Source organism: Lysinibacillus sp. COL-1 (genome assembly GCF_059814265.1).
Map to the genome: position 1 here is coordinate 614,255 of NZ_JCAWSJ010000002.1, position 13,592 is coordinate 627,846.

General features: G+C 37.0%; 7 protein-coding genes and 1 riboswitch. Of the genes, 4 read left to right on the forward strand and 3 right to left on the reverse strand.

All coding sequences use genetic code 11. The annotated features are described in order from the left end of the window. Window positions 1–63 precede the first annotated feature (63 nt). On the reverse strand, window positions 64–1,362 hold the full coding sequence (locus tag AC6BKE_RS03500) for a hypothetical protein (RefSeq protein WP_499855844.1): 1,299 nt from the start codon (window positions 1,360–1,362) through the stop codon (window positions 64–66). 755 nt (window positions 1,363–2,117) lie between these two features. Next, window positions 2,118–5,087, reverse strand: a complete 2,970-nt coding sequence (locus AC6BKE_RS03505) for a hybrid sensor histidine kinase/response regulator (protein ID WP_499855845.1) — start codon at window positions 5,085–5,087, stop codon at window positions 2,118–2,120. A 211-nt stretch (window positions 5,088–5,298) separates the two neighbouring features. Between AC6BKE_RS03505 and AC6BKE_RS03510 the strand changes: the two genes are divergently transcribed. The 4 genes from AC6BKE_RS03510 (at window position 5,299) to thiC (ending at window position 11,930) form a co-directional block, all read left to right on the forward strand. Further along, window positions 5,299–6,459: a response regulator gene (locus AC6BKE_RS03510; protein ID WP_036125634.1), complete on the forward strand. Its 1,161-nt coding sequence runs from the start codon at window positions 5,299–5,301 to the stop codon at window positions 6,457–6,459. A 210-nt stretch (window positions 6,460–6,669) separates the two neighbouring features. Continuing rightward, window positions 6,670–8,772, forward strand: coding sequence for a methyl-accepting chemotaxis protein (locus AC6BKE_RS03515; protein ID WP_499855846.1), 2,103 nt, complete (start codon window positions 6,670–6,672; stop codon window positions 8,770–8,772). Between the two features lie 111 nt (window positions 8,773–8,883). Then, a complete protein-coding gene (locus tag AC6BKE_RS03520) occupies window positions 8,884–9,813 on the forward strand; it encodes an AEC family transporter (protein ID WP_271912103.1) in 930 nt (309 codons plus the stop codon). Between the two features lie 78 nt (window positions 9,814–9,891). After that, a riboswitch (TPP riboswitch) is annotated at window positions 9,892–10,006 on the forward strand. Window positions 10,007–10,151: 145 nt separating this feature from the next. Next, window positions 10,152–11,930 (forward strand): phosphomethylpyrimidine synthase ThiC, encoded by a 1,779-nt coding sequence (gene thiC, locus AC6BKE_RS03525; protein WP_036125643.1) that lies wholly within the window; start codon window positions 10,152–10,154, stop codon window positions 11,928–11,930. A 121-nt stretch (window positions 11,931–12,051) separates the two neighbouring features. Here thiC and AC6BKE_RS03530 read toward each other — a convergent pair whose 3' ends face one another. Continuing rightward, window positions 12,052–13,557: a catalase gene (locus AC6BKE_RS03530; protein ID WP_036125644.1), complete on the reverse strand. Its 1,506-nt coding sequence runs from the start codon at window positions 13,555–13,557 to the stop codon at window positions 12,052–12,054. Between the last annotated feature and the right edge of the window lie 35 nt (window positions 13,558–13,592).

Consider the following 13,592-nt stretch of genomic DNA (forward strand, 5'->3'; position numbering starts at 1 on the left):
TTTGTCTACAGTCTGGAACAACTAACTTGAATTTAGTTGTTTCTTCTTTCAGAAGCGTCATGCTTATTTTCTTATAATTTGGAATGTGCCAGACGTAGTTGCTTGAACAATATGGCGATTTCCATCAACATAGAAGTTAGTATGCAACTTCTCACCTAAATCGTTCCTTTGAATAATGGAAGCATTTTTAGGCAAATTGTTAATAATTAATTCGATGTTTTCCTCGAATTCTATAGGTTTATTATTGAGTGTCATCTTGAATGTAATGTTATTTAATTTTCTTTTAAGCTGAATTTCTATGACACCAGTAGTATCCTTATCCACTAAAGTTGAGAGAGAAGGAATAATTAATGTCATATTGGATTTGGTAGTTAAGATAAATCTTTCTGTGTGAACTCCTGGGTCAGTGACATTTATTTTTGCACTATAATCATTTCTATTTCTAGACATAGCCGTTGTTTTACCAGGCAATGCGGCGATATTGGAAAAATTAGGCTTTGTATTTTCAACTGATTGTGTTGGAAGTTTATATTTACCATTCACAAAATCAATTAAAATAGACACATTTGGAACTATTTGTTGCTGCACGGGTGTTAGCGCCTCAAACGCAGTTTTAACCTTTTGTACATCCTTAATTGTAGATGTTTTAGGTGATAGAGCAGCAATGGCATTTTCTACATCTTTGGCAGCAGCTTTATCCTTTACGACAAGTCGTTCAGCCTCCAATAATAGTTGCTCTGTACCATACGGTAAATAAGCATTTGTAAATTTTCGTAATGCATTATATTCAGCACGTGCTGCCTCAACTTCTTGATGGAAGCTTAAGCGTGAAGAATTTAATAATTGTATTTTCGTTACTACTTTGTCAATTGTCGTATTTGGACTTATATATGATGATAGTATTCTCTGTGTTTCAGCATTAACAAATGTTTTCTGTGCAGCGTTTAAAGAATTGAACCACTCCCTTGTAGCCAAAACATTTTCATAATAATTAACTGCGGTAGGTTCAACAGAAGCTAGTTTTTCTTCAATTTGTGAAGCGAGTTTACGATATAAAATTCTAGTATGTTGATGATTGGAAAGTACGTCATAATTAGTAACATACTGTTTTTCTGTTTCAGTCAAATTGTTATAAGCTTTGAGAGCCGATTCCAATCTTGTTTGGAATGAGGAATATCGATCATCAATGATTGATATGAGCTGAACAACATTCCAGACATTAGAATTGTAGTAGTAGTTATTATTGTATGTGTAGGCTATTTTTGATGGCTCTGTAACTTCAGCTGCTGATGCTGGTGCACTGTAAAGAAGTGAAGGGATAGCAACTAAAGACAGCAAAGCCAATCTTTTTTTGTTTTTCATACTAAGAGAAGCCTCCTATTTTATTTTTCATGGTAGATGCAGTGGGAATCTATCCAAGATTTGGTGTTAAATCAATTTTATCATAGCCTAGGATCTTTTTATGCATTTTTTAGATGATTAGGTAGATTGGTTATAAAATTTATGTGAGCATCATATAACTTCAGTACCTATAGAGGAAGTTATATTTGTAAAGATAATAGAAATTCAATGGGAAAAACAGGAGATGTTGAGTAGAGAGCATGGTGAGTCAATTGGTTACAATTGATCCCGAAGGTTAAAAATGCATCACTAGGTACTGTTCAAAAGAAGAAAATGAACAATTCATCAAAGTATTATGTTGTAACAGGTACATAAGAAAATCGACAAATCGCTGAAAATATTCATGTGATGAAGTATTAATTTGGGTGGTATGTAGACATTGAACAGATTAACAGTAGATAGAGAGCCAAGAAGGGAACGGTTACAAGCAAACTAAGCAGAAAAGAAAATTAAGCAGCTGAACAGTCAAAAGTTACGAATGTGATACATGAAAAATACAAGGATGTTCAGGATTTGTTCAGTACCATGTAGTAAGCTATTTTATGTAATCTTGTCAATGTCTTAAACTGTAAGCAAACCAAGAAAGACTAGGCTTCTTTTGTAAGCCTAGTCTTTTTTGTTCGTGCAATGGATAGGATTTCTGGAAGAGATGAATAGAGCTCATAAAGTGACGGATTCAGCTTCCAAACTGGCGGTTAGAACGACATCATTCGCCTTTAAGTTTTTGGAATGGAGAAGGCGATGGTTGTGCCTTGATCAATGACACTGTTTATCGTTAATTCCACGCCAAATAATTGCTTTAGACGTTGTTCCGTATTGACAAGACCTACGCTTGTTTTCTTTTCAGGTATCCTATGTTCAAAGCCAACACCGTTATCAGAAATGGCTATTGTAAAAAGCTTCTCCATCTCTTTGATGCAGATGGTCACAGTACCACCCTCTCGACGAGGTAAAATACCATGCTGGATAGCATTTTCGACCAAGGTTTGTAACGACAGTGGAGGAACAAACAGACTCATCTGATTAGGAATATTCCACACAACTCGTATCCTGTCACCAAAGCGAATTTGTTCAATTGCAATATAGGCGCGTACAAGCTTTAATTCATAGTCGATAGGCACGACTAAATCGACATTTTGGAAATCGAAACTCATTTGTAGGTAATCACTAAAGGCCAGTAGTAATTCCTCCATTTTTTCATCATCTACTCCATTTAAAGAAATAATAGAATTCAGTGTATTGAAGAAAAAGTGAGGTTGAATTTGTGCTTGGAGCCATGCAGCTTCAATGCGAAGACGTTCCTCACTAGATTGCTTCATCTGAATGAGTGCTTGAACACGTGATTTAAGCTCCATGTATTCCATTGGTTTCCTAATGTAGTCATTTGCTCCACTTAAAAAGGCGAGTCGAATATCTTCACTTTGCTGTCGAGCTGTTAAAAATAATATGGGCAGCTCTGAAATTGAGAATTTTTCACGAATGTACTTTGCCAATTCATAGCCAGACATATGCGGCATCATAATGTCGGAAATAACTAAATCAAAGCTACTCTCTTGTAGTTTTCTAAGAGCTTCGGTCCCACTTAAAGCTGTTTCAATTTCAAAGGGTTCAGTCGAAAATGCATTCACGAGAACTTGTAAGTTTACAGCATCATCATCCACGACAAGAATTCTTGCCTGACTGGTCACCAAAGTAGTTTCTTCAGTGGAAGCGGCAAAGCTTTCTTTCATTTGCGATAAATCATTTAACAATGACGTAAATTTTAATAATGTTGTATCCATTTCAGTAGTGGAGTCACTGTATTCCACTGTTTGTGTCTTTGCTATGGGTAAGGAGAACGTAAAGGATGAGCCTTCCCCAAGAGTGGAAGTCAACGATATTGTCCCACCGTGCAAAGATATAAGCTCTTGGCAAATACTTAAGCCTAATCCGAGGCCCCCACTTACCGACGTCATTGTTGAATCAACTTGCTCATAAGGGTCGAATATTCTTTCTTGCATATCCTTTTCAATGCCAATTCCTGTATCTGTAACGGAAATATATAATTTTTTACCAACCACTTCGGCATCAATCGTAATGGAGCCCTGCTCTGTAAATTTAATGGCATTATGAATTAAGTTGGCAAAAATTTGAATTAATCGTGTCTCATCTGCTAACACAAAAGGTGAATTAGTAGGTATCCGTATGATAAGCTCAATTGGTTTTCCTTTCAGCATAAAACGAAACATATTGCTAACCCCACTTGCGAGATTATAAGCATTCAAAGGTTTGGGCTGCAGTCGAAGCGTTTTTTCTTTTAGCTTTACTAGATCTAATAAATCATCTAGCATATGGGTCATGTGATTGCCGATTCTTACCAATAGTTTTAAATCACTTTGATCTTCTTTAGTTTCCTGTTTTGCTAACAAAGTTTGGGCGATGCTCATCATGCCGTGCAAAGGGTTTCGCAGCTCATGAGAGGTATTTGCTAGAAAATCATCCTTTGTACTTATTTCTTTTTGTAATTTCACAGAAAGCTGTTCAGTTTGTAAGGTTGATTGAAAATAGCGTGTAAACCAAAATGCGGATAATGCCGTTATACCAATTAATAAATCAAAAGGATAATGACTATAAGGTAGTGTAGCATTTTGTCTTATAGAGAAAAATAATGAATTAGTGACTACTGCTGTCCCTGTTAATAATAAAAATATTACGCCTTTTTGACCTTTTATCACGATAGACAATGTGAAAATCGTTATAATAATAGGTGAGACGATGAAAAGTATTATGAATATCATTTTTGTTTTAAAAATGTATTCTATCGGGGTTACTACAATAAATAATAAATAGGTAGCACATAGCAAAGGAACAATCGTTAATATTTTAGGCTTAGCGTATTCCTTCATCAATTCACGTAGGAACAAAACGAAAAACATCATATTGTTAATATAAGAAAAATAAAATAATTTGTTTGCCCAAATCCAATTGATAGGTATGTAGCTAAATAAAATTTTATTGCTAGAAACGAGTACGGTTACACAGGTTGAAACAATAATCAAGGCAAAATAAAGAAGAGATTTATCCCGAATACCGATAATCCAAAGTAGAATCGTAAATAATAGATAAAAAATAAAGACTAAGCAAACCGCCATTTGAGTTGTAATGGAAAAGGTTTTTGATTGTTCCATAGAGTGCAAATCGCCAAAAATAATTTCTTTTTGAAACCCGCCTTGTACATATGGGTTTGTTTGAACACCTTGGATAATAATTTCGCTTTCATTAGTAGTAAGCGTAAAATAATGGGTTACAGGTCTGCCAATAGGAGCCGTTTGAGTATAATCCGCTGTAAGATTCCCTAGTCCACCAATGAATTGACCATCTATGTAAAGCTCATAGGGAGCTAAACCTTCAGGAATCGTAATGCCATACATCTGAGGTGCAGTGTGTTCTTTGAGAATTTTTAAACGATAAGAACCATAATGAACCTCATCATTATGTTGAAAATACTGATCCCAAGATTCTGGTTGATTTGTATAAACTTTATGTTGTTCCACTGATTGGGTATTTTCTGAAGCAAGAAGGATATTAGGGTAGAATTCCCATTCCTTTTGTAGCTTAATTATAAAATTATGGCTTGTATCAATATTTCTTAAATTAACAGTCCCTTGGATAGCATCGATCCCTGTTGAAATATTTGTGAAATTCATCCAAGTGAAGCGTATCAAAGTTAGAAAACAAAAGAATAACCCGGCAATTAGAAAAATAGTAAAATTTTTGGAAAGTATTTTCTTTTTCATCATAAATAATAGATTTCAACAAATAGAGTTATTTCTCCTTCAAAAGTAATGGTTATTCTATCAATTCTTTTAATAATTATACGATAATAAGTAAAGGAATAGTTTTTTAGGAGGGGTCAATGTGAGAATCGTGCTAGTAGATGATGAAATTTTACCATTAACGAGACTGAAAACCTTACTTGAAAAAAGTAATGTCCCGGAAATTGAAATAGTAGGAGAATACACCGATTCTCTAAAAGCAATTGAAGAGATCCAAACGCTACAGCCAAATGCTGTATTTTTAGATATCGTGATGCCTGATTTGGATGGTTTAGCATTAGGGGAAAAAATTCAAGAGTTATTGCCCGATGTAGAAATCGTTTTTACAACAGGGTTTGATCAATACGCAATAGATGCATTTAATCTACATGCTATTGATTACTTATTAAAGCCTGTACAAAATGTTCGTTTAGAAAAGACCTTAGAACGTCTAGAACACATAAATAATAAACATAAAAAAGTTCCGCCTAAACATACAATTATTAAGCTTTTTGGCGGTCTTAATGTTGTTACACCAGATGGTCATACACAGCTCATGAAATGGCGTACATCTAAAGCCAAAGAGCTATTTGCCTTCATGCTAAATCACCGTGATGAAATGATTTATCGTGATACGATTTTAGAATTATTTTGGCCGGAGTCTGATATCGATAAAGCATCTAAACAGCTTTATACAGCTATCTATACAATCCGTCAAACATTAAAAAATTATGGAATGGATGGTGTGCAAATTTCAAGCCCTTTGCTGAATTCTGGCTATAAGCTCTTAGTTGAAAATGTTGTAGTGGATGTAGAACAGTGGCTGTCCTGTTTAAAATCATTACCCCCATTACAAGAGACATCAGTTGATGAACATGAAAAAGTATTCCAAATGTATACAGGTGATTATTTAGGAGATTGCGATTATCTATGGGCGGAAAGTGAGCGAGAGCGCTTAAGGAGATTGTGGTTACACCATGCTCATCAGCTAAGCGAGTTTTACATAAAAAATGAGAACTACATGGCTGCAGTAAAGGTACAGGAAAAAGTCCAGGCACTTTTTTCTGATGCAGAGGAAAACTACTTCACTTTAATGAAGCTATACGATCTTCTAAATAATACAGCTGCTGTTGAGGAGCAATACTGGTTATTAAAAAAAATGCTTCAGGAGCATTTGGCAGTGGAACCAAGCGAGGAAATTGAGAGTTGGTATGAAAGCTGGAAACAAGCAAATGCTATGCCTCATGCTCAAACCTTTAGTTAAACTACATGATTTTGTTATGAGAGGCTCTGTCATAGACAGAGCTTTTTGTTTTTAATAGTTCATAAGACCCTTATTAAAAAATGTATATTGGTTGTAGATTTGTCCATATTTCTCTCTATAACTCTGTAAAATTCTACTTTATTCGCTAAATATTTTATTGTGATACAACCTTTCATCCTTTATCATTATTATAAAAGTGGGGTGTTAGTTATGAAAAAATCTAAAGGTATTGCATTAAAACTATCTTCCCTAATTATAGGATTATTTCTAGTTTTATTTTTATCCTATACAGTGACAACGGGAATTATTATAAAAAATCAAAGTGTGGAAGACTCAGAATATGCAACGGTGCAGGCTGCTGAATCTTCGGCTGCTATTATGAGTGAACGTTTCAAGAAAGCAAATACGGCATTGCAAACAACAAAGCAAATCATTGAAAGCATGCAGAAGAATAATGCTTTATCTTCCAAGGGTGTCTTAGACATTATGGAAAATAATCTAGCTAACAATGATGATTTACTTGGTGTTGGAGCAATCTTTGAGCAGGGTTCTATTATGTTAGATGCAAATGCAGAGGCTACTTTAGTCGATTCCAAAAAACGTTTTGGACCATACCTAAGCAAAGATGATAATAAGATCAGCACCACTTTAATTGAAGGGGTCGATGATAAAAGTGTTTCTGAATGGTACTGGGTGCCAAAAGAAGACGGACGCGCAGTTTTAACGGAGCCGTATGATTACAATGTAAATGGAAAGAACGTATTAATGACAACCATTTCAGTGCCGTTAGTCAATGCTTCTGGATCGTTTTTTGGTGTATTGACGGCGGATGTATCGATAGATTTTTTAAATGGATTAACAGAATCTGTTGCACCAGAGGGTGGTTATGCGGGCATTATTACGAATAAGGGTGTACTGACAGCCAACAGTTTTGGTGAAGAGCTAGATGGGCGCAATATGCAAGAGGACCCAGCTTGGACAAGTATTAGTAAGACCATGGAAAATGATGAGCTTACAAGTATGTACGTTGATTCTAAACAGTTTAAGGAAAAGGCATTTAATGTATTTGCCCCAATGATTTTAGAGGATATTGACGAGACGTGGACTGTTCAAATTGTATTGCCTGAATCAAAAATTCTAGAGACATACAACCACGTCTTTGTATTTACAATTATTTCTTCTATTATTATGGTTGTTTTGATGACAGTTGCAAGTGTGCTATTCATTTACAAACAGTTAAAGCCACTCCAATTTTTGCGTGCATCCATTGAAACAGCTGCAGAAGGGGATTTAACACAAAGAGTAGAGGAGAAATATATTAAGTCTGATGAGATTGGTGCAGTTGCACTGGCTTATAATAATATGCTGGATAAAACCAATAGTGCAATACAAACAGTGCTAAATTCTACGACATTATTGAACCAATCTTCTAATCAAGTGCATGAGGTCTTTAATGAAATAGTAGCTTCAAGTCAAGAGGTTTCAGTAGCAATCAATGAAATTGCACAAGGTGCATCGAAGCAATCAGAGGATACTGAAGAAACCAATTATCGAATGATGGATCTATCTGATCAGATTGATGCCATTACGTCACTATCCAATGAGATGGATGAGCTATCTCATCAAACAAGTGCAACGACAGAAAAGGGATTGCATGAGGTTAATAGTTTACGTGAACATAATATAGAAACAAATGAGATGAATGGGCGTATTCAACAGCAAATGGAATCATTAGCTTCTAACATTGCCAATATTAATCAAATCATCGCTTCGATTCAAAGTATTACAGAGCAAACGAATTTGTTAGCTTTAAATGCAAGTATTGAGGCAGCTCGTGCTGGCGAACATGGAAAAGGGTTTGCAGTAGTAGCAGAGGAAGTAAGAAAGCTAGCAGAGCAATCTAAAAATGAAACAGAAATTATTAAGAGTACGGTAGAAAGTATTCTCGAAAATTCCCAACAAACAGTAGCTGTTATTGCTTCGAATGCAGATTTAATGCATTCTCAAAATGAGTCCGTACAAAGCACACAAATGGCCTTTAAAGATAGCAGTGACTTGTCACGTTCAATTGCAGCTTCCATTAGTGAACTAATGAGTAAGCTATCTAGTATGTTAGAGCATAAAAATCAAGCAATTATGGCCATTCAAAGTATATCTGCTATTTCAGAGGAAACAGCTGCCTCTGCTGAACAAGTAAGTGCTTCTGCAATGGATCAACAAGCAGAGTTACAAAAAGTAGCAGAGTCTATTCAAAATATGAATGATATATCAAATGAACTGCAAGAAGTCGTAAATCGATTTAAGCTAGCGTAAAGAAAAAGGCTGCCTAAAATATATAGGCAGTCTTTCTTAATGGTGAAGGGAAGAGACATTGACCTGTTAGCCATTCAGCACTACTATAATGAAGGGAAGGGGGTCATCAATATGATGTATCTCGGAATGATTTTCTTTCAAATTGTTGCACCTATTTTAGTGTTGCTTGTACTTGGCGCTATACTACAAAAGAAATTTCGTTTTAACTTAAAAGCATTGTCTCAGCTTATTACATATTGCTTTATGCCAGCCGCTGTTTTTGTGAATTTATATGAAACACGTGTAGAGCTGTCTGTTCTGGGAGAAGTCGGGTTATTTATTGTGCTTTTTATTGGGAGTCAAATGATACTCAGTCATTTTTTAGCGAAAGGGCTTGGTTTGGCCAAAACGGAGGCAGCCGTCTTTAAAAATAGTGTTGTGCTCATTAACTCTGGAAATTATGGTATTCCAGTGGCCCAAATGATTTTTGTAACACAACCTATTGGTGTAGCCATTCAGGTCATGCTCGTTATATTTCAAAATATGACAACTTATACATATGGTTTGTACAATTTAATTTCCTCTACGAAATCGGGTATGACAATCATCAAAGATTTCTTTAAAATGCCCATTATTCATGCGCTAATTATTGGTGTCGCTATGAACTATTTTAATATTGGTATACCGGAGTTTATCAAAATACCTGTAGAGCATGTCGCAGATGGATTTATTGCTGTAGCCTTAATTACATTAGGCGCACAATTATCACAGCTTGAAATCAAATCTATGTTTAATAAAACTGTTTTTGTTAGCTGTTTTACAAGATTAGTTATCGGACCAGCTGTAGCATTGGTCATTATTTATGTATTGGGGTTAGATGGAGTTGTCGCACAATCTCTGTTTATAGCCAGTGCCTTCCCAACATCTCGCAATAGCTCTAGTCTAGCATTAGAATACGATGTGGAATCAGCTACAGCTGCGCAAACTGTTTTATTTTCAACCATTGTGAGCTGTCTAACAGTAACGATCGTGATTTATCTTGCGGAAGTATTATTTACTTAGTTGGATGAAAATTTTAAAATATTGAATGGAAAACTTCCATCTCTTAGAAATATCTGCTACACTAGCATCAAACTAAATAGTATTAACTAGGGGAGTCTGATGAGTCAGGCTGAGAGGGAAACGCTTAGAAGTTTCTTGACCCTTTGGACCTGATCTGGCTCATACCAGCGTGGGAAAGTTAAGAAGCTATTGCATCGTATGTCGTGTGCAATTACTAGACCTTTACATTCATGGCCGGATCCAAAAAAATATTTTGGATTCGGCCTTTCTTTATTTGTTGGAGTGAGCTAGATTTTCGGTCCTTGTATCAAATTACATTTAAGGGAGAGAAGTAGCTCATGTCAGTAGTTAGTGAAAAGAACATTACGATTATGTCTAGCTTTGAAGGAAGCAAAAAAGTGTATGTGGAAGGATCACGTCCAGATATTTTAGTACCTATGCGTGAAATCGCATTAAGCCCAACGACTGGTAGCTTTGGGGATGAAAAAAATGCCCCTATTCGAGTATATGATACGAGTGGTCCATACACAGATCCGAATTATCACGTTGATATTACAAAGGGTCTGCCTGCTTTGCGACGTGCATGGATAGAAGAAAGAGGAGATGTTGAGGAATATGAGGGGCGTACGATTAAACCTGAGGATAACGGTTTTCGTCGTGTTGATGATCCGCGCATTCAAGAAAATGTTTTCCCTGAATTGGAGCGGAAGCCTTTACGTGCAAAAAGGGGTAAAAATGTAACACAGCTTCACTATGCACGAAATGGAATGATAACGCCGGAAATGGAGTTTGTGGCGATACGTGAAAACATGGATCCTGAATTTGTTCGTTCAGAAATTGCAGCAGGTCGGGCTATTATGCCTTCTAATATTAATCACCCTGAGGCAGAGCCGATGATTATTGGTCGCAACTTCCATGTGAAAATCAATGCAAACATTGGAAATTCCGCGGTGTCGTCGTCAATAGCAGAAGAAGTTGAGAAAATGACATGGGCTACACGCTGGGGTGCCGATAATATTATGGATCTCTCGACTGGTAAACATATTCATACAACGAGAGAATGGATTATTCGAAATGCTGCAGTGCCAGTGGGAACGGTGCCCATTTATCAGGCTTTAGAAAAAGTAAATGGCATAGCCGAGGATTTAACGTGGGAAGTTTATCGTGATACGCTCATTGAGCAAGCAGAGCAGGGGGTTGATTATTTCACGATACATGCGGGTGTTCTTTTACGCTATGTACCTCTTACAGCAAATCGTGTAACAGGCATTGTGTCACGTGGTGGTTCAATTATGGCACAGTGGTGTTTATTTCATCATCAAGAGAATTTCCTTTATACACATTTTGAGGAAATCTGTGAAATTATGAAGACATATGATGTTGCTTTTTCTTTAGGAGATGGCTTACGCCCAGGTTCCATTGCAGATGCCAATGATGAGGCCCAATTTGCAGAGCTTGAAACGCTGGGTGAATTAACACAAATCGCTTGGAAGCATGATGTTCAGGTGATGGTAGAGGGGCCAGGTCATGTACCGATGCATTTGATAAAGGAGAATATGGACAAGCAATTAGAAGTTTGTAAGGAAGCGCCTTTCTATACATTGGGCCCATTAACAACAGATATTGCGCCAGGATATGACCATATTACCTCAGCTATTGGTGCAGCGATGATTGGCTGGTTTGGTACAGCGATGCTCTGCTATGTGACACCGAAGGAGCATCTTGGCTTACCTAATCGTGAGGATGTTCGAGTAGGAGTTATTACTTATAAGATTGCTGCCCATGCAGCTGATTTAGCGAAAGGACACCCAGGTGCACAACAACGGGATGATGCATTGTCAAAAGCACGCTTTGAATTCCGCTGGCGTGATCAATTCAATCTATCATTAGATCCAGAACGTGCGGTTGAATATCATGACGAAACGCTTCCAGCAGAGGGGGCGAAAACAGCGCACTTTTGCTCAATGTGTGGCCCTAAATTCTGTAGTATGAGAATCTCACAGGATATTCGTAATTATGCTAAAGAAAAAGATTTAAATACGACTGAAGCTATTCATCAAGGTATGCAGGAAAAGGCAGAGGAGTTTAAAAAAGCGGGGAGTCAGATTTATCAATAATGAAGGAAGGCTTATGTCAAAGTATAGACATAAGCCTTTTCTAATCATAAAAAAGCTCCATGTGAATGACAGATTCACATGGAGTAAAAGTTGAATTTGGATATCAATAATAAGTGGACTATTAAACGTTAGTTGGTTGTTTTACATATGGGTTTGTAAGGTCCATACCTTCTAACGAAAGACCCATCGCTTTTGCGACACCCTCACCATATGCTGGGTCAGCTAAATAGCAGTGAAGGATGTGACGGCGTTTGATGAATTCTTCAACAGAAGCCATATCATTCGCTGTATTTTCAAATAGACGTTGTTGCTCTTCTGTAGTCATTAAACGGAACAGTTTACCTGGTTGCTCAAAGTAATTGTTATCATCTTCACGGAAGTCGTGAATACCTGCATGACCATCAATGCGTAATTCAGGCTCTTTATGGTCTAGATTATGCTCCCATTCACCATAGCTATTTGGTTCATAGCCTAATGTAGAACCGAGGTTGCCGTCAAAGCGCATTGCACCATCACGATGGAAGGTACGGAATGGACATTTCGGTGCGTTAACTGGCAGCATATAGTGGTTTACACCTAGGCGATAGCGTTGTGCATCTGCGTATGCAAAGATACGACCTTGTAACATTTTATCTGGTGAGAAGCTAATACCAGGAATAATGTTAGATGGTGCGAATGCAGCTTGTTCAACTTCTGCAAAGTAGTTGTCCGGATTTTTATTTAACTCGAACTCACCGACAGGAATTAATGGGAAGTCTTTTTTATACCATACTTTTGTTAAGTCAAATGGGTTGTATGGAAGCTCACGAGCTTGCTCCTCTGTCATAACCTGAATATACATTTTCCATTTAGGGAAATCGCCTTTTTCAATAGCTTCATATAGATCACGTTGTGAAGATTCACGATCTTGACCGATAACTTCAGTAGCTTCAGCACCTGTTAAGTTTTTAATACCTTGCTCTGTACGGAAATGGAATTTAACCCATACACGCTCATTTTCAGCATTGATAAAGCTATACGTATGAGAACCAAATCCATGCATATTGCGGTAACCAGCTGGAATACCACGGTCAGACATTACAATTGTCACTTGGTGAAGCGCTTCAGGTAATAGAGTCCAGAAATCCCAGTTGGAGTTAGCGTTTTTCATATTTGTACGTGGATCACGTTTAACGACATGGTTTAAATCTGTAAAGTGTAATGGGTCGCGGAAGAAGAATACAGGTGTATTGTTCCCTACTAGATCCCAGTTTCCTTCTTCTGTATAGAATTTAAGGGCAAAGCCACGAATATCGCGCTCAGCATCTGCAGCACCACGCTCACCAGCAACTGTTGAGAAACGTGCGAACATTTCTGTTTTCTTGCCAATCTCTGAGAAAATTTTCGCTTTTGTATATTGAGTAATATCATGCGTTACAGTAAAAGTACCAAATGCACCTGAGCCTTTAGCGTGCATACGACGTTCAGGAATTACTTCACGGTTAAAATTTGCTAATTTTTCAACTAACCATACATCTTGAAGTAAAAGAGGACCACGTGGACCTGCTGACATAGAGTCATGGTTACTTACTACTGGAGCGCCACCTGCTGTTGTAAAACGACGGCTACGATCATTTGCGTTTGTCATATTAGTTTACCTCCTGAAAAAAATATAAGTCAAAC

Excerpts from the sequence above, each read along its gene's own strand:
- AC6BKE_RS03520 (WP_271912103.1), top strand. The coding sequence starts at position 8,884 with ATGATGTATCTCGGAATGATTTTCTTTCAAATTGTTGCACCTATTTTA.
- AC6BKE_RS03515 (WP_499855846.1), top strand. The coding sequence starts at position 6,670 with ATGAAAAAATCTAAAGGTATTGCATTAAAACTATCTTCCCTAATTATA.
- thiC (WP_036125643.1), top strand. The coding sequence starts at position 10,152 with ATGTCAGTAGTTAGTGAAAAGAACATTACGATTATGTCTAGCTTTGAA.
- AC6BKE_RS03530 (WP_036125644.1), bottom strand. The coding sequence starts at position 13,557 with ATGACAAACGCAAATGATCGTAGCCGTCGTTTTACAACAGCAGGTGGC.
- AC6BKE_RS03505 (WP_499855845.1), bottom strand. The coding sequence starts at position 5,087 with ATGAATTTCACAAATATTTCAACAGGGATCGATGCTATCCAAGGGACT.
- AC6BKE_RS03500 (WP_499855844.1), bottom strand. The coding sequence starts at position 1,362 with ATGAAAAACAAAAAAAGATTGGCTTTGCTGTCTTTAGTTGCTATCCCT.